Below are 15,361 nucleotides of genomic sequence, written 5' to 3'. Positions count from 1 at the left end.
GTGCCTCGGCGTCCGTCCGGGCCTGACTCCGCGCCCTGCGAGCAGGCCCCCGCCACCCACAACTGCAGCGCGCGAAACAGAAGCGGCCCTGCTCGACGGTCGTCGTACGGTGTTCCTCTTGCGCCACCCCGACAACGTTACCCAGCCCCAGTAAAGGGCGGGTATGCGCGTGACGGCCCCCGCCCACCCGTCGTTATCCGGAACGAGAACCGGCTTGGGGGTAGGCAGGCAATGGCGGAACGACAGCGCAGGGTGGGCGGGGCGATCGTCACCGGGGTCATCGTCTGTCTCGGCGCCGGTGGCTGTTCCGGCGGCGCCGCCGCCGAGGACTCCCACGCCTCCGACCCCGTCGACCTCCTCCGCCACACCGCCGACACCCTGGTGACCGCGGGCAGCTCCAAGGCGACGACCTCGATGGAGATGGCCACCGGCGGCACCCGTGTCACCATCCGCGGCGAGGGCGTCTACGACTACACACGCCGGCTCGGCCGCCTGACGGTGACGCTCCCGCAGGACCCGGCCGGCACCACAGAACACCGGCCCATCACCGAACTCCTCGCCCCGGGCGCGCTGTTCATGAAGAACCGCGGCGCCGGAGTCCCCGCCGACAAGTGGGTCCGGGTCGACACGGCCACCCTCTCCGACGGCAACCTGGTCACCGGCGGCGCGACGGACCCGTACGCGGCGGCGGCCCTTCTGCGCGGGACGCGCACGGCGACCTACGTCGGGCGAACCGAACTGGCCGGCACCGAGGTGCGCCACTACCGCGGCACCGCCGACCTCGCACGCGCCGCCCAGGGCGCCTCCCAGGGCGTACGGGAATCCCTCGCGGCGGCGGCGAAAGGGTTCGCCACTGCCGAGGTCCCCTTCGACGTCTATCTCGACGCCCAGGGCCGCGTCCGCAAGATCCGGCAGCGTTTCAGTTTCGTCAACGGCGAGCAGAAGGTCACCGTGGCGGTCGCCTCGACGACGCTGCTCTACGACTTCGGGGCCCCCGTCGACGTACGGCTGCCGGCGTCGAAGGACATCTACTCGGGGAGGATCGCCGAGCAGTGAGACCCCCTGGGAGCCCTCCTCACGGATGAGTGAGGGGCGTCAAGAACTAGCCCGTCCGTGCCATGCGCGGTGTGTAGGCCGCTCCCTACTCTAGGAAGTCGGTACCGGCAGAGATGAGGTGATGCACGTGGCTCCGGTCGGCGGTACGGCAGTCCAGGACCACGTGGCCCTCGCCGAGATCGAGCTGTGCGGAGAGCTGATCATCGCGGCCTCGGCCGCGGAGGAGCGGCTGAGCCTTCAGAGCATCGACGAGGTGCTGAAAGTGGCCGAGGAACGCGGGGACGCCTCCGGCGACTAGGGCCTGTCCGGCGGATCAGGTCGGCTGCAAGAAACAGCACGACTTAGCCGCCCCGAGCGGGGTCTGGTGCGTGCGGCTGCAAGGCGGAGGAGGGAGTCGACGCGGAGCGTCGGCGACCGACGACAACGCGGCAGATGTGCGTGCCAGACCCCGCGACGCCGACATGATCCGCCGGACAGGCCCTGGCCGGAGGCTCCACTGAGCGGGGGCTCCTTTTCGGCCACCGGCGTGCGTCAGGTACGCCTGCTCATCAGGTTCGCAGCATGCGGGCGATCGCCTTGGTCGCCTCGTCCACCTTGGCGTCGATCTCGTCGCCGCCCCTGAGGGCCGCGTCGGCGACGCAGTGCCGCAGGTGCTCCTCCAGGAGCTGCAGCGCGAAGGACTGCAGGGCCTTGGTGGAGGCGGAGACCTGGGTGAGTATGTCGATGCAGTAGACGTCCTCGTCGACCATCCGCTGCAGACCGCGGATCTGGCCCTCGATCCGGCGCAGACGCTTGAGGTGCTCGTCCTTCTGCTTGTGGTAGCCGTGTGTGGAGGCCGCTTCCGCGCCGGCCGCCTCGGTGGTCGTCATCGCGTCCTCCAGACATATACCCCAGGTGGGTATATCGTACCGAACTTTGCTGGGTATAGGGCCCTTGGTACGCCCCCGTGCTGATCACCGTGCCCGATGGGCGACACTGGGGGACGGCCCATTAGTCGTGGCCGGATGATGCACCTAGCATCAGCCTGACCGAAACCGATGCATCCTGAGGACCCCTTGTGCGCTTTCGTCTGACCCCCAGGGAGACGAGCTTCTACGACATGTTCGCCGCGTCCGCGGACAACATCGTCACGGGCTCGAAGCTCCTCATGGAACTGCTCGGGGCGGACACCGCCGGCCGGGCCGAGATCGCAGAGCGTATGCGGGCCGCGGAACACGCCGGTGACGACGCCACGCATGCGATATTCCACCAGCTGAACTCCTCGTTCATCACGCCGTTCGACCGCGAGGACATCTACACCCTCGCATCCTCCCTCGACGACATCATGGACTTCATGGAGGAGGCCGTCGACCTGGTCGTCCTCTACAACGTCGAGGAACTGCCGAAGGGCGTCGAGCAGCAGATCGAGGTGCTGGCGCGAGCGGCGGAGCTCACCGCCGAGGCCATGCCGAACCTCCGCACTCTGGACAACCTCACCGAGTACTGGATCGAGGTCAACCGCCTGGAGAACCAGGCGGACCAGATCCACCGCAAGCTCCTCGCCCACCTCTTCAACGGCAAGTACGACGCCATCGAGGTGCTCAAGCTCAAGCAGATCGTGGACGTGCTCGAAGAGGCCGCGGACGCTTTCGAGCACGTGGCGAACACGGTGGAGACCATCGCGGTCAAGGAGTCCTGACCCCTTCATGGACACCTTCGCTCTGGTCGTGACCATCGCGGTCGCGCTCTTCTTCACGTACACCAACGGCTTCCACGACTCGGCGAACGCGATCGCGACATCGGTCTCGACCCGCGCACTCACCCCTCGCGCCGCACTCGCGATGGCCGCGGCGATGAACCTGCTGGGTGCGTTCCTGGGCAACGGGGTCGCCAAGACGGTCAGTGAGGGTCTGATCGAGACCCCGACCGGCTCGCAGGGGATGGCCATCCTCTTCGCGGCGCTGACCGGTGCCATCGTCTGGAACCTGCTCACCTGGTACTTCGGCCTGCCCTCGTCCTCCTCCCACGCGCTGTTCGGCGGCCTCGTCGGAGCGGCGCTGGCGGGTGGCAGCGACGTGCTCTGGCAGGGCGTGCTCGACAAGGTCGTCATCCCGATGTTCGTCTCGCCGATCGTCGGCCTGATCGTCGGCTACCTCGTCATGGCGGCCATCATGTGGCTCTTCCGCCGCTCCAACCCGCACAAGACCAAGCGCGGTTTCCGTATAGCCCAGACCGTCTCCGCAGCCGGCATGGCGCTCGGCCACGGTCTCCAGGACGCCCAGAAGACCATGGGCATCGTGGTGATGGCCCTGGTGATCTCCGGCCACAAGACGTACGGCGACCCGATCCCGGTCTGGGTGAAGATCGTCTGCGCCCTGATGCTCTCGCTCGGCACCTATGCCGGCGGCTGGCGCATCATGCGCACCCTGGGCCGCAAGATCATCGAACTGGACCCGCCCCAGGGCTTCGCCGCCGAGACGACCGGCGCGGCGATCATGTTCACCACGGCCTACCTCTTCAAGGCCCCCATCTCCACGACCCACGTCATCACCTCCGCCATCATGGGCGTCGGCGCGACGAAGCGCGTGAAAGCGGTCCGCTGGGGCGTGGCCAAGAACATCGTCATGGGTTGGTTCATCACGATGCCGGCGGCGGCGTTGGTGGCGGCGGGGGCGTACGGGATCGTGAACCTGGCGTTCCTGTAACTCCCGTGCTCATACACACGGTTCACGCATTGCAGCCCGTTGGGCCCCTCTGGGGGAGTTTGTGGACGAGGCCGCTCTTGCCGAAGCGGGGGTCTGGGAGGCGGCAGCCCCCGGGGACGCCCTCCCCCACCCACCCGCAGCCAACGACGACGGGCCCGCCCCCGGGAGCCGGGGGCGGGCCCTTCTTCGTCCTCGCGGTGGCACCGCCATGCAGCACCGCGAGGGGTTCGTAACGGCTTAGCCGAAGCGCCCGGAGATGTAGTCCTCCGTCGCCTGGACCGACGGGTTGGAGAAGATCCGCTCCGTGTCGTCGATCTCGATCAGCTTGCCGGGCTGCCCGACCGCCGCCAGGTTGAAGAAGGCCGTACGGTCCGAGACACGCGCCGCCTGCTGCATGTTGTGCGTCACGATGACGATCGTGAACCGTTCCTTCAGCTCACCGATCAGGTCCTCGATGGCGAGCGTCGAGATCGGGTCCAGGGCCGAGCAGGGCTCGTCCATGAGCAGAACCTTCGGCTCCACGGCGATCGCCCGCGCGATGCACAGACGCTGCTGCTGACCACCGGACAGACCCGAACCCGGCTTGTTCAGGCGGTCCTTCACCTCGTTCCAGAGGTTCGCGCCCTTGAGCGACTTCTCGACGACGTCGCCGAGCTCGCTCTTCTTGTAGCTCCCGTTGAGGCGCAGGCCCGCGGCCACGTTGTCGAAGATCGACATGGTGGGGAACGGGTTCGGCCGCTGGAACACCATGCCGACCTCGCGGCGCACCGCCACCGGGTCGATCCCGGGCCCGTACAGGTCCTCGTCGTCGAGCAGCACCTTGCCCTCGACCCGGCCGCCCGAGGTCACCTCGTGCATACGGTTCAGCGTGCGCAGGAACGTCGACTTGCCGCAGCCGGAGGGGCCGATGAAGGCCGTCACCGAGCGGGGCTCGACCGTCATCGAGATGTCTTCGATCGCCTTGTGGGACCCGTAGTAGGCGGTGAGCCCACTGACGTCGATTCGCTTGGCCATAACTACTTCACTTCCGTCAGTCGCTGAGAGGGCCCCGCCCGGCGGAGCCGGAAATAGTCGCTTTAGCGACCGGTCTTCGGGGCCTTCCAGCGCGCGATACCGCGAGCCACCAGGTTGAGGATCATCACGAAGGCGATCAGGGTGAGCGAGGCCGCCCATGCCCTGTCGTACGCGTAGTCGTTGCCCGCGGCGTACTGCTGGTAGACGTACAGCGGCAGCGACTGCTGCGGACCCGAGAAGGGGTTGTTGTTGATGAAGCGGTTACCGAACACCAACAACAGTACGGGCGCGGTCTCACCCGCGATACGGGCGATGGCCAGCATGATGCCGGTCGTGATGCCGCCGATGGAGGTCGGCAGGACCACCTTCAGGATGGTGCGCCACTTCGGGACACCCAGCGCCAGGGACGCCTCCCGCAGCTCGTTCGGGACGAGCTTGAGCATCTCCTCCGTGGAGCGCACGACCACCGGCATCATCAGGATGGCCAGGGCCATCGAGCCGGCGAAGCCGAACGGCTGCATGTCGAAGATCAGCATCAGGGAGAGGATGAACAGACCCGCGACGATCGACGGGACACCCGTCATGACGTCGACGAAGAACGTGACCGCCTGGGCGAGCCTGCCGCGGCCGTACTCCACGAGGTAGATCGCGGTCAGCACACCGATCGGCGCCGCGATCAGCGTGGCGAGCCCGACCTGCTCCACGCTGCCGATGATGGCGTGGTAGATGCCACCGCCCGGCTGGGAGTCCGCGACGAGGCCCATCGAGTGGCTCAGGAAGTAGATGTCGAGGACCTTCACACCGCGCACGACGGTCGTCCAGACCAGGGAGATCAGCGGCACGAGGGCGACCAGGAAGGCGACCCAGACCAGGCCGGTGACGATACGGTCCTTGGCCTGCCGGCGGCCCTCGACCTTGGCGGCGATGCCGTAGGTGGCGACGAGGAAGAGCAGACCGGAGATCAGGCCCCACTGGACCTTGGTGAGCCCGGCGCCCACCCCGACGGCGACGGCGACGGCCACGGAGCCGGCGGCGATCGCCCAGGGCGACCACTTCGGCAGGCGGGCGCCGCGCAGGGTGCTGGGGCGCTTCTCGGCGATGGCGGCGTTGCTCATGCGTTGGCCCCCGAGTACTCCTTGCGGCGGGCGATGATCATGCGCGCCGCGCCGTTGACCAACAGGGTGATGACGAACAGGACCAGACCCGAGGCGATGAGGGCGTCACGGCCGAACTCGGTGGCCTCGCTGAACTTGCTGGCGATGTTCTGGGCGAAGGTGCCGCCGCCCGGGTTGAGCAGGCTGCCGTGGATCAGGAAGTCCGGGGAGAGGACGGTGGCGACGGCCATCGTCTCGCCGAGCGCGCGGCCGAGGCCGAGCATCGACGCGGAGATCACACCGGAGCGGCCGAAGGGGATCACCGCCATGCGGATCACCTCCCAGCGCGTGGCGCCGAGGGCCAGGGCCGCCTCCTCGATCATCTGCGGAGCCTGGCGGAAGACCTCGCGGCTCACGTTGGTGATGATCGGCAGGATCATGATCGCGAGCAGGATGCCCACGGTGAGCAGGGAGCGCGGGGCGCCCTGGTCCCAGGAGAAGACCCCGGTCCAGCCGAAGAAGTCGTTGAGCCAGCCGAAGAGGCCGTTCATGTGCGGTACGAGGATCAGCGCGCCCCACAGGCCGTACACGATGGACGGCACGGCGGCGAGCAGGTCGACCACGTACGCGATGGGACCCGCCAGCCGACGCGGGGCGTAGTGGGTGAGGAACAGCGCGATGGCCACCGCGACCGGGACCGCGATGACCATGGCGATGATCGAGGAGACCACCGTGCCGTAGGCCAGGACGGCGATGCCGAAGCTGGGCGGCGTGATGTTGGTGTTCCACTCGAAGGTGGTGAGGAAGTTGCCGTGGTTCTTGCTGAGCGCGAGGGACGCACGGTAGGTGAGGAAGACCGCGATCGCGGCCATGATCACCAGCAGCAGGATGCCCGACCCGCGGGAGAGACCGAGGAAGATCCGGTCACCGGGTCGGGTAGCACCGCGGGCGTTGCGCTTCTGCTCGGCCGTCGACGGTTCGGGGGTGGGGGGTGGGGCGTCGGTTATCTGTGTGGATGTGTCCATCGGGTTCTCCGGTCTGCGGAACCACACGCTGTGCGGCTCTGCGAAGCCGTACGGGTCGCCGTACGGCTCGTGGCGGCGGTGCACCGGACGATGCGGTCCGGTCCCGGGTTCTTGGGGCCCGGGACCGGACCGCACTCAGATCAGCTCAGGCCCTCGATGGTGGTGCGGACCTTGGCGATGATGTCGGCGGGGATGGGCGCGTACTTGAGGCCGGACAGCACGCCCTGGCCCTGCTCGGAGGCGATGTAGCGCAGGAACGCCTTCGTGGCGGGGAGGGTGTCGGCCTTGTTGCCCTTGTCACAGACGATCTCGTACGTGACCAGGGTGATCGGGTAGGCACCGTCGGCCTTGGTGCCGTAGTTCAGCTGCAGCGACAGGTCCGAGCCCGTGCCCACGACCTTGGCGTCGGCGATCGCCTTGGAGGCGGAGTCGCTGCTCGGGGCGACGGCGGTGCTGGCGCCGGTGTTGATGCTGACCGCGTTCACACCGTCGGCGACGTAGGACAGCTCGAAGTAGCCGATGGAGCCGTTGGTCTGCTTGACCTGGGCCGCGACACCGGAGGACTGGGCGGCGGCCTGGCCACCCTTGGCCTGCCACGCCTTGCCGCCGGAGTAGGGCCAGTCGCTCTTGGCGGTGGCGATCAGGTACTTGGTGAAGTTGTCCGTCGTACCCGACTCGTCAGAGCGGTGGAACGCCTGGATCTTCAGGTCGGGGAGCTTCGCCGACGGGTTCAGCTTGGCGATCGCCGGGTCGTTCCACTTGGTGATCTTGCTGTTGAAGATCTTCGCCAGGGTCGGGGCGTCGAGAACCAGGTTGCTCACGCCGGACAGGTTGTAGCCGACCGCGATCGGGCCACCGACCATCGGGAGGTCGATGCCCTGGCCGCCGGAGCAGACCTTCTTGGAGGCGGTGACCTCTTCGGGCTTCAGCGCGGAGTCGGAACCGGCGAAGGCGAGCTGGCCCTGGGTGAAGGAGGTGACACCCGCACCGGAACCGCCGGCCTTGTAGTTGATCTGTACACCGCAGGCCTTGGAGAACTGGGCCACCCAGGCGTCGATCGCGTTCTTCTGCGCGGACGAGCCGTCGGAGAGCAGCTGCCCCTTGGCGTTGTCACACTTGATGGACCCGGCCTGCGTGGAGGCCGAAGCGCTGCTGCCACCGCTGCTGCTGGAGGTGTCGTCCGAACCGCACGCCGTGAGGACCAGGGCGCCGGACGCGGCGAGGGCACCGAGGGCGATGGCCCGCCGGTTCATGCGCTGAAGCTTCACTGAGGGAGTTCCTTCCAGGAGCCGCCGTCCTGAATCCGGCGGCGTGCGAAGTTGGTGAGTCTCGGCAACGGGGACGCCTCTGGAAGAGATGCGGCCCGCATCGCGTAAGGCCGAAATTAGGCAGAACAGGTGAAGGAGCCGATGGCCACAAATGAACGGAAGGTGAACCCCTGCAGACGTTGTGGTTAGGTCACGGAATGCTCACGGGGAGAGCACGTACAGGTTCCGGGGCCACAGTGACACAGGAGTGACACTTGGGCTGGAACGCGCGAGGTCGGCGAGCCGTCTCGTTCCACAGGAACCGACGGGAAGGCACACCATGCAACGGCGTACGTTCATCGGAGGCGGCACGGCCGCGATAGCGGGAGTCGCCCTGGCTGCGTGCAAGGGCGGCAGCATCGCGGGCGCCGCCTCGTCGTCCTCCGATTCTTCCACCGGTTCCTCCACTACGCCGGTTCTGCCGGCCGCGGCCTCCAGCTGGTCCGCCCTCGCCCGTGACCTCGACGGCACGCTGGTCCGCCCGGGCGACGCCAAGTGGACCACCGCCCACCAGCTGTACAACACCCGCTTCGACGGCCTGAAGCCGGCCGCGGTCGCCTATGCCGCCCACGCGGACGACATACGTACGACCCTCTCCTACGCCCGCGCCCACAACATCCGGGTCGCCATCCGCAACGGCGGCCACTCCTACGCCGGTTGGTCCTCGGGGAACGGCAAGCTGATCCTCGATGTCTCCAAGCTGAACCGCATCCGCGTGGGCGGCGGCTCGGCGGTCGTCGGCGCCGGCTCCAAGCTGATCGACGTCTACCGCGGTCTCACCGCCCACGGCGTGACGATCCCGGCCGGCTCCTGCCCCTCCGTCGGCGTCTCCGGCCTGGTCCTCGGCGGCGGCCACGGAGTGGTCTCCCGGGCGTACGGCCTGACCTGCGACAGCCTCACCCAGGCGACGCTGATCACGGCGGACGGCAAGGAGGTCACCGCCAACGCGACGACCAACAAGGACCTGTTCTGGGCCCTGCGCGGCGCGGGCAACGGCAACTTCGGCGTCGTGACCGAACTGCACTTCAAGACCCACCCGGCGCCGCAGGCGGTGTCCGCCTACGTGACCTGGCCCTGGTCGAAGGCGGCCGCCGTGGTGAGGGCATGGCAGGAGTGGGGCCCCGACCAGCCCGACGAGATCTGGTCCTCCTGCCACCTGGAGAACGGCGGCTCGCCCACCGTCTCGGTCGCCGCCTTCTCCCTCGGCACCTACGGCGAACTCCAGAACGCGCTGGACCGCCTGGCCGCCAGGGTCGGCGCACCGGCACGCAGCGTCTCCCTCAACCGCCACTCGTACGAGGGCGCCATGGAGGCGTACGCGGGCTGCACGTCCTTCCGCACCGAGGCCCAGTGCCACCTGCCCGGCACCACCCCGAACCGCAACCCCGAGGGCGCCCTGGGCCGCGAGACCTACACCGCCCGCTCCGACTTCTTCGACCGCTCGATCTCCGACGCCGGCATCCAGACCCTGCTCAACCGCATCAGCGCGGTCCCCGGCGGCTCGGGCAGCATCGCCCTCACGGCCCTCGGCGGCGCGGTCAACCGCGTCTCCCCCACGGCCACGGCCTTCGTCCACCGCCGCTCCCGCATGCTGGCCCAGTACCTCGCGTCCTGGCACTCCGGCACGGCGGGCACCACGGCCCAGTCCTGGCTGACCAAGACCCACAACGCGATGCGCCCATACGCCTCGGGCGCGGCCTACCAGAACTACACGGACCCGACCCTGACGAACTGGCGGAAGGCGTATTACGGGGATGCGGCGAGCCGTCTGGCACAGGTGAAGAAGCAGTACGACCCGAACCGCTTCTTCACATACCCGCAGGCGCTGTAGCGCCCCTTCCAGGGGCGGGGGGCTGTATCGACAGCGGCACCGACGCGTGGCGCGACCAGCACCCACCGGCCCGCAGGTTCAACTCCGCCCTTCCAGCGGAGCGCCTACGCGGCCAGGTCCCGCTCCTCCGACTCAACTCCCTCACGGGCTCCGGGAATCACCGCACCGTCACCCACAGCAGCCCGTCCCCGAGCCCGCACGACCCAAGCACCCCACGAGGACCCCTCGACCGCCTTCATCAAGGGCGTCAACAAAGCCATCGCAACCGGAGACAACAACAAGGCGACAGCCGTGCCGAGCGCGAACCCCCCGACCACGTCCGTCGGGTAGTGCACACCCATGTACACCCGGCAGAACCCCTCCAGCAGCGCCAACCCGATCCCGGCGGCCCCGAACCTCCGGTTGGCGACGAACAGCCCGACCCCCATGGCCATGGTGATCGTCGCGTGGTCGCTCACGAACGAGTAGTCGGTCTTCCCGGAGATCAGGACATCGAGCCCCTGGTGATCGAGAAAGGGCCGAGGACGCTCGACGAACCCCCGTATCGGAACATTCACCAGCACCGCGATCCCCGCGGCCAGCGGCGTCCACACCAGCGCGGCCACGGACGGCGCGGCATCCTCGCCGCCCCGCCGCCGCACGGACCACCAACACCACACCACGAGCAGCACCATGGCGATCAGCAGCCCGTACTCACCGACGAACTCCATGCCCCGGTCGAACCAGTGCGGCGCGTCCTTGGCCAGGCCATTGATGTCGTAGAGCAGGTCGACGTCGGGGTTCGACCCGGATTCGGCGAGTCCAGCCATCGTGCTGCGGCCCCTTCGTCGTCTCTCCGGGCGCACACACGTGCGCCCCGCTTACCCACCCCCGTGGTTGCAGATGCCTCCGAGAACAGGAACGCACGGTCCCCGTTACTACGTTCCACACTCCACCGAATGATCACGCAGACGTTATCGAAGAGAGACCCATAGTCGCAGCTCAGGGGGTGGTTTCACGCTCGGTTCACACCGTGGTGGGCAACGCTTTCGCGCCATCTTCGGTCACCCGCGTCGCCCCGAAGTAGTCCGGGGTGTCGATCGGGTCGAACCGGATCACGGCCCCCGTCCGCGGTGCGTCGATCATGTATCCGCCGCCGACGTAAATCCCCACATGCCGGATGGCCCGCGAGTCGGTGAGGTCGTCGGAGAAGAACACCAGATCCCCTGGCAGCAGCTCGTCGCGCTGGGGATGCGCCCCCGCGTTGTACTGGTCGTTCGCGACCCGCGGCAGCGTCACGCCGACGCTCTCGTACGCGGCCTTGGTCAGCCCCGAGCAGTCGAAACGCCCGCCGTCGGCGGCCGTGCCGTTCCCGCCCCAGAGATAGGGCGTGCCCAGCTTCTTCTGCGCGTAGCCGATGGCGCCCGCGGCCTGCTCACTCGGATCCACCCGCGACACGGGCGCCGCGAAGCTCTCCTCCAGCGTGGTGATCGTCTTGACGTAGTTCCGCGTCTCCTTGTACGGCGGCACGCCCCCGTACTTGATCACCGCGTAGGCTCCGGCGTTGTACGAGGCGAGCATGTTTTCGGTCAGATTCCCGGGTACGTCCTTCACGTACGAGGCGAGTTGACAGTCGTAGGACGCGGCGGACGGAATGGCGTCCTGCGGGTCCCACACGTTCTTGACGCCGTCGCCGTTTCCGTCGATCCCGTGCGTGGCCCAGGTCCCCGGGATGAACTGAGCTATCCCCTCGGCCGCGGCCCCGCTCTTCGCGTTCGGGTTGAACCCGCTCTCCTGATAGAGCTGGGCGGCGAGCAGCGCGGGATTGAGGGCGGAGCAGAGGTTGCCCCACTTCGCCACGATGGCCGAATAGGCGGCCGGCACCGATCCCTTGGCCAGCGCCTTGGTCCCCCCGCCGACCCCGTTGACCAGGTTCCCGGCGACGACGTACACGCCGACCACGAGCAGCATCACGAACGACAGGGCAGAACCGACGGCAACGGTCGCGATGATCCACGCCTTACGCACCGTCAACCGCCCCTCGCCGCCCAGGAGTCGTGCCCAGGTCAGTGTAGGGGCGGGTGCCGTGTTCCGGAGTGATCACATAGAGACGAAAACCGGTCAGGGATCGGTGGCCGCGTCCCGGTACAGCTCGGCGGCCTCGGTCCCCAGGACCACGCTGTACGAGATGTCGTCGGTCGCCCCGCCCTCCTCGTGCCCGCCGAGCACCCCGACGACCTGGTGGTCCCCGTTCACCCAGGGGCTGCCGCTGGTCCCGCCGCTCAGGGCGGGACAGTCGATGCGCTGCTGGGTTCTGCTGTGCGCGGTCGGCTTGTTGGTGCAACTGACCGGCACCTCACGGGTGTTGGGATACCCGATGACCGTGACGGCGGTGGCCCCGGTGGTCGTACCGGCGACGAACCGATTGCCCCCCACCACGTCCTCGACCCCCTTCCCGTCCCTCTCCGCCAGGGCGGCGAAGGCGACGTCGCTGTCCTCGGCCTGCCCCTTGGTCCACCCGTCCGGCAGGAACCGCTTCTTCACGGTCCACACCCCGTACGGCGCCTCCCCGCCCCGGTATCCGGGTACGAAGACGAGGTTCCCGTCCCCGTCCAGGCAGTGCGCGGCGGTGACGACGAGGTTCCGGTGGGGGCTGTGCACGACGGAGGCGGTACAGAAGTGCCCGCCCTTGAGGGAGGAGGCGCGGTCGGCCCCGAAGAGGGCCCCGACTCTCGCGGTCTCCCTGCCCGCCACCGCGACGGCACTGACGGCGAACGGCCCGGGCCCGTCGTCGGCGGCCGCGAGCGAGGCCGAGGTCACGGCCGGCACGAGCAGGACCACGGCCGCGCACAGAGGACTGTAGACACGTCTGCTGATGCGTGAGGTGCGCTTCATCGGACCCCACCCTGTCCGACGAAGGTGAGAAAAAGGTCTGCCGTTCACTTAGATATCTCCGTGAACGGGCCCTTCTGCGCACGGGGGCCGCGAGGAGAGACGTCGTAGACCGGAAACCCGTCCGTGTCGATCTCGATGGCGACGGCGAGGGCGCTGTCCTCGGGATCGGCAAGGGACATCTTGTCCAGCCCATCGGGCATGACCCTGTCGAGTTGCCGTCGCAGCCGCCTCACCACACCCGCGGGCTTCCCAGGCGGAGTCGGGGACATCACGAGCACTCCTCCCACGATCTGCACCCGCCGACCTGTCGCGGCCTCGGACTTCTCGGCGACATCACGCGGATTTCCCGGCCGAGGCCGTGGATACACGGGGGTCTTGGGCGACACGGACATGGCTCGCTGCCTCCGTCCCTCGGCCTCGCTCGCTGTGTGAGCGGGGTCGCTGGGGGTCCGACATCCCGCTCGGCGTCGAATCCACCGTACTGTGCGATCTCCTCCGCCGCCTCCGGGTCCGGCTCCACGCACACGGGTGCCGGCTTCCTGACCCGCCGCTCGGGCGGCGCCGTACCCGGCTTCGGTGACGGCGGCCTCGGCCTCTTGCAGATCGCAGAGGCACGGAGATCCTCCCCTCAGGGAGTGCGACATCCACGCGGCCGAGTGCTACCACCAGCAGTACCTTTCGGACACCAAGAACCCGGGCGGGTACTGCGGGCTGGGTGGGACGGGGGCCAAGCCAGGTTGGTTCACCGTGCCGGTGAGCGGGCGGAGGCGCCTGCCCCCGCCCGCCAGGTGATCAGGGAGCGTCGATGAGGCCGTACTTGGGCACGGTCACCGTGCGGGCCCCCGGCGTGCCGCCGATGACGACCTTGCGGTACGTGACGTTGTTGGCCGTGCTCTGCTCCTTGAGCCGGTTGTCGGGGTTGGCGATGACCTGGATGTAGTAGGTGCCGTTCGGCAGGTCCGTGACGTCGAAGGACTGACCGGGCCGGTACTGGCTGTAGGTGTCGCCGTTGCCGACGTCGAGCACCTCGCGCACCGAGACCGCGGTCTCCTCACCGCAGGCGGTGGCGAGGTCGGTGCTGTATGGGTGCCAGTTGGCGTTCTTCACCGTGTAGTCGATGGCGTCGGTGTTGGCCAGGCAGAACGCCTCTTTGCCGCTGCGGACGATCTCCTTCTTGTCCGCGCCGAGCAGCCGGTAGCTGGCGAAGTCGCTGAAGTGCCAGTGCTGGTGGCCGTCCCGCGGGTCCCACTCCATGGTGCCGGTGGGTGTGTACCCGACCTGCTTGCCCTTGGCGTCGTAGAAGTACTGGTACGCGTCCATCTTCTCCGCACCGGGCTTGCGGAACCCGTCCACGACCAGTGGCGAGGGGCCGCCGTTCCAGACGGTGGCGCTGAAGGCGAGGTAGTCCTTGCCTGCGACGGCACCCTCTCCACCCTCGTCCCCGTTGGTGATCGCGATGCCGTACGCGGGGAGGGCACGCAGGTCGGGCTTGGGCACATCGGCGGGGACGGCCGCCCTGCCGACCGGGCGCTCGGCGGCCGGCTTCGGGCTCTTCGACGCGTTCTTCTGCCCGTGCTTGACGCCGGCCAGGCCCTGGCCCCCGCCGGAGTCCTGCTGGCGGACCGTCACCTTGATGGTCTGGGTTTTGTCCGGCATTCCGAACAGGTCGCGGTACTTCTTCGCCACCGACACCTTCGCGGTGTAGACACCGGCCGGCAGATCGATCGGGTTGTCCCCGCGGAAGCCCTGGGACGTGGCTGCCGCCCAGCCCTTCTCGACGCCCCACACCGCGCCGAGCGCGAAGGGGTTGTCGGAGCAGCTGCCGGGGTATTTCGAGGTGGCCGGGGCGTCCGGCCGGATCCGGCCCGCCCGGTTGTTCGGGCAGAACGACTGCGTGGTGTCGGCCACCTTCGCGCCCGACGCGTCGCTGATGCTGACCTTGAGGAAGTCCGGCAGGCCCGAGAAGTCCTTCACCAGGCCCTTCGGCAGGGTCTTGGTCAGCGTTCGGCCGCCGGAGCGGATCAGCTGCGACGCGATGACGGGGTCGTTGTAGGACTTGCGTGTCACCCGCAACTCGAGCGGTCCCCCGTCGACCGTGACGTAGGTGCCGAGGTCCAGGTAGACCCCCGGCTCGCCGTCCCATCGGTCGACCGTCACCGCGGGGGAGGCGGCGATCAGTCCGAGCTTCGGCGTGCCCGCCGGTGTCGCCGCTCCCGCGCCGGGCGCGGCGAGGGTTCCGGCGGCGCCGACGGTGAGGGCGGCAGCGGTGATGATCGCCGAACGCCGTAAGGCATTGGGGTGATGTGTGGTCATAGGTGCTCTTTCTGCGTCTGGTCGGGACGTTTCGCGCATGTCTTGCAGGCACGGAAGGAGGTGCTTGTGTGTCATCTGTGAAAAGGGTGAGAAGTCGATTCAGGTTGCCTGGCAACCGAAAGTCGCCCTGAAAGTCGGCTCGTTGCCGCTGTCGACTCGGTGG

Annotated in this window: 15 protein-coding genes; 5 read left to right on the top strand and 10 right to left on the bottom strand. The window is 68.3% G+C overall.

The window, feature by feature from the left end; genetic code table 11:
• Window positions 1-231: 231 nt before the first annotated feature.
• Together ACWC09_RS37025 and ACWC09_RS37020 are read left to right on the top strand one after the other, a co-directional pair.
• Complete coding sequence (locus tag ACWC09_RS37025) at window positions 232-1,056, top strand: hypothetical protein (RefSeq protein WP_450855424.1); 825 nt, start codon at window positions 232-234, stop codon at window positions 1,054-1,056.
• A gap of 121 nt (window positions 1,057-1,177) precedes the next feature.
• Window positions 1,178-1,354, top strand: a complete 177-nt coding sequence (locus ACWC09_RS37020) for a hypothetical protein (RefSeq protein ID WP_450855423.1) — start codon at window positions 1,178-1,180, stop codon at window positions 1,352-1,354.
• A 250-nt stretch (window positions 1,355-1,604) separates the two neighbouring features.
• Here ACWC09_RS37020 and ACWC09_RS37015 read toward each other — a convergent pair whose 3' ends face one another.
• On the bottom strand, window positions 1,605-1,925 hold the full coding sequence (locus tag ACWC09_RS37015; RefSeq protein ID WP_356353196.1) for a metal-sensitive transcriptional regulator: 321 nt from the start codon (window positions 1,923-1,925) through the stop codon (window positions 1,605-1,607).
• 188 nt (window positions 1,926-2,113) lie between these two features.
• On the opposite strand from ACWC09_RS37015, the gene ACWC09_RS37010 reads away from it, so the two are divergent.
• Complete coding sequence (locus ACWC09_RS37010) at window positions 2,114-2,734, top strand: DUF47 domain-containing protein (RefSeq protein ID WP_450855422.1); 621 nt, start codon at window positions 2,114-2,116, stop codon at window positions 2,732-2,734.
• A gap of 7 nt (window positions 2,735-2,741) precedes the next feature.
• A complete protein-coding gene (locus tag ACWC09_RS37005; RefSeq protein ID WP_450855421.1) occupies window positions 2,742-3,740 on the top strand; it encodes an anion permease in 999 nt (332 codons plus the stop codon).
• 237 nt (window positions 3,741-3,977) lie between these two features.
• Here the strand turns inward: ACWC09_RS37005 and pstB are convergent, their stop codons facing one another.
• The 4 genes from pstB to pstS form a co-directional block, all read right to left on the bottom strand.
• Complete coding sequence (gene pstB, locus ACWC09_RS37000; protein ID WP_450855420.1) at window positions 3,978-4,754, bottom strand: phosphate ABC transporter ATP-binding protein PstB; 777 nt, start codon at window positions 4,752-4,754, stop codon at window positions 3,978-3,980.
• A 62-nt stretch (window positions 4,755-4,816) separates the two neighbouring features.
• On the bottom strand, window positions 4,817-5,869 hold the full coding sequence (pstA, locus tag ACWC09_RS36995) for a phosphate ABC transporter permease PstA (RefSeq protein WP_450855419.1): 1,053 nt from the start codon (window positions 5,867-5,869) through the stop codon (window positions 4,817-4,819).
• Window positions 5,866-6,873: a phosphate ABC transporter permease subunit PstC gene (gene pstC, locus ACWC09_RS36990; RefSeq protein ID WP_450855418.1), complete on the bottom strand. Its 1,008-nt coding sequence runs from the start codon at window positions 6,871-6,873 to the stop codon at window positions 5,866-5,868. The genes pstA and pstC overlap by 4 nt, the downstream gene beginning before the upstream one ends.
• A gap of 140 nt (window positions 6,874-7,013) precedes the next feature.
• Window positions 7,014-8,141 (bottom strand): phosphate ABC transporter substrate-binding protein PstS, encoded by a 1,128-nt coding sequence (pstS, locus tag ACWC09_RS36985; protein ID WP_450855417.1) that lies wholly within the window; start codon window positions 8,139-8,141, stop codon window positions 7,014-7,016.
• A gap of 319 nt (window positions 8,142-8,460) precedes the next feature.
• Here pstS and ACWC09_RS36980 point away from each other — a divergent pair, with 319 nt between their 5' ends.
• A complete protein-coding gene (locus ACWC09_RS36980) occupies window positions 8,461-10,011 on the top strand; it encodes an FAD-binding oxidoreductase (RefSeq protein WP_450855416.1) in 1,551 nt (516 codons plus the stop codon).
• A 104-nt stretch (window positions 10,012-10,115) separates the two neighbouring features.
• On the opposite strand, the gene ACWC09_RS36975 is transcribed toward ACWC09_RS36980, so the two are convergent.
• The 5 genes from ACWC09_RS36975 to ACWC09_RS36955 form a co-directional block, all read right to left on the bottom strand.
• Window positions 10,116-10,820 carry a phosphatase PAP2 family protein gene (locus ACWC09_RS36975; protein WP_450855415.1) on the bottom strand — a complete coding sequence of 235 codons (705 nt, stop codon included), beginning with the start codon at window positions 10,818-10,820 and terminating at the stop codon, window positions 10,116-10,118.
• 196 nt (window positions 10,821-11,016) lie between these two features.
• Window positions 11,017-12,024, bottom strand: a complete 1,008-nt coding sequence (locus ACWC09_RS36970; RefSeq protein WP_450855414.1) for a C40 family peptidase — start codon at window positions 12,022-12,024, stop codon at window positions 11,017-11,019.
• A gap of 87 nt (window positions 12,025-12,111) precedes the next feature.
• On the bottom strand, window positions 12,112-12,885 hold the full coding sequence (locus ACWC09_RS36965; protein WP_450855413.1) for a trypsin-like peptidase domain-containing protein: 774 nt from the start codon (window positions 12,883-12,885) through the stop codon (window positions 12,112-12,114).
• Between the two features lie 44 nt (window positions 12,886-12,929).
• Window positions 12,930-13,154, bottom strand: a complete 225-nt coding sequence (locus ACWC09_RS36960) for a hypothetical protein (protein WP_450855412.1) — start codon at window positions 13,152-13,154, stop codon at window positions 12,930-12,932.
• Between the two features lie 523 nt (window positions 13,155-13,677).
• On the bottom strand, window positions 13,678-15,198 hold the full coding sequence (locus tag ACWC09_RS36955; RefSeq protein ID WP_450855411.1) for a lysyl oxidase family protein: 1,521 nt from the start codon (window positions 15,196-15,198) through the stop codon (window positions 13,678-13,680).
• Window positions 15,199-15,361: the final 163 nt, after the last annotated feature.

The sequence above is a fragment of the Streptomyces sp. NPDC001617 genome (assembly GCF_053596855.1).
Note: the sequence above shows the minus strand (reverse complement) of the source record. Positions and strands in the feature narration are given on the sequence as shown.

Excerpts from the sequence above, each read along its gene's own strand:
- ACWC09_RS37025 (WP_450855424.1), top strand. The coding sequence starts at position 232 with ATGGCGGAACGACAGCGCAGGGTGGGCGGGGCGATCGTCACCGGGGTC.
- ACWC09_RS37015 (WP_356353196.1), bottom strand. The coding sequence starts at position 1,925 with ATGACGACCACCGAGGCGGCCGGCGCGGAAGCGGCCTCCACACACGGC.
- ACWC09_RS36965 (WP_450855413.1), bottom strand. The coding sequence starts at position 12,885 with ATGAAGCGCACCTCACGCATCAGCAGACGTGTCTACAGTCCTCTGTGC.
- pstC (WP_450855418.1), bottom strand. The coding sequence starts at position 6,873 with ATGGACACATCCACACAGATAACCGACGCCCCACCCCCCACCCCCGAA.
- pstA (WP_450855419.1), bottom strand. The coding sequence starts at position 5,869 with ATGAGCAACGCCGCCATCGCCGAGAAGCGCCCCAGCACCCTGCGCGGC.
- ACWC09_RS36980 (WP_450855416.1), top strand. The coding sequence starts at position 8,461 with ATGCAACGGCGTACGTTCATCGGAGGCGGCACGGCCGCGATAGCGGGA.
- ACWC09_RS36975 (WP_450855415.1), bottom strand. The coding sequence starts at position 10,820 with ATGGCTGGACTCGCCGAATCCGGGTCGAACCCCGACGTCGACCTGCTC.
- ACWC09_RS37020 (WP_450855423.1), top strand. The coding sequence starts at position 1,178 with ATGCACGTGGCTCCGGTCGGCGGTACGGCAGTCCAGGACCACGTGGCC.
- ACWC09_RS36960 (WP_450855412.1), bottom strand. The coding sequence starts at position 13,154 with ATGTCCCCGACTCCGCCTGGGAAGCCCGCGGGTGTGGTGAGGCGGCTG.
- ACWC09_RS36955 (WP_450855411.1), bottom strand. The coding sequence starts at position 15,198 with ATGACCACACATCACCCCAATGCCTTACGGCGTTCGGCGATCATCACC.
- ACWC09_RS37005 (WP_450855421.1), top strand. The coding sequence starts at position 2,742 with ATGGACACCTTCGCTCTGGTCGTGACCATCGCGGTCGCGCTCTTCTTC.
- pstB (WP_450855420.1), bottom strand. The coding sequence starts at position 4,754 with ATGGCCAAGCGAATCGACGTCAGTGGGCTCACCGCCTACTACGGGTCC.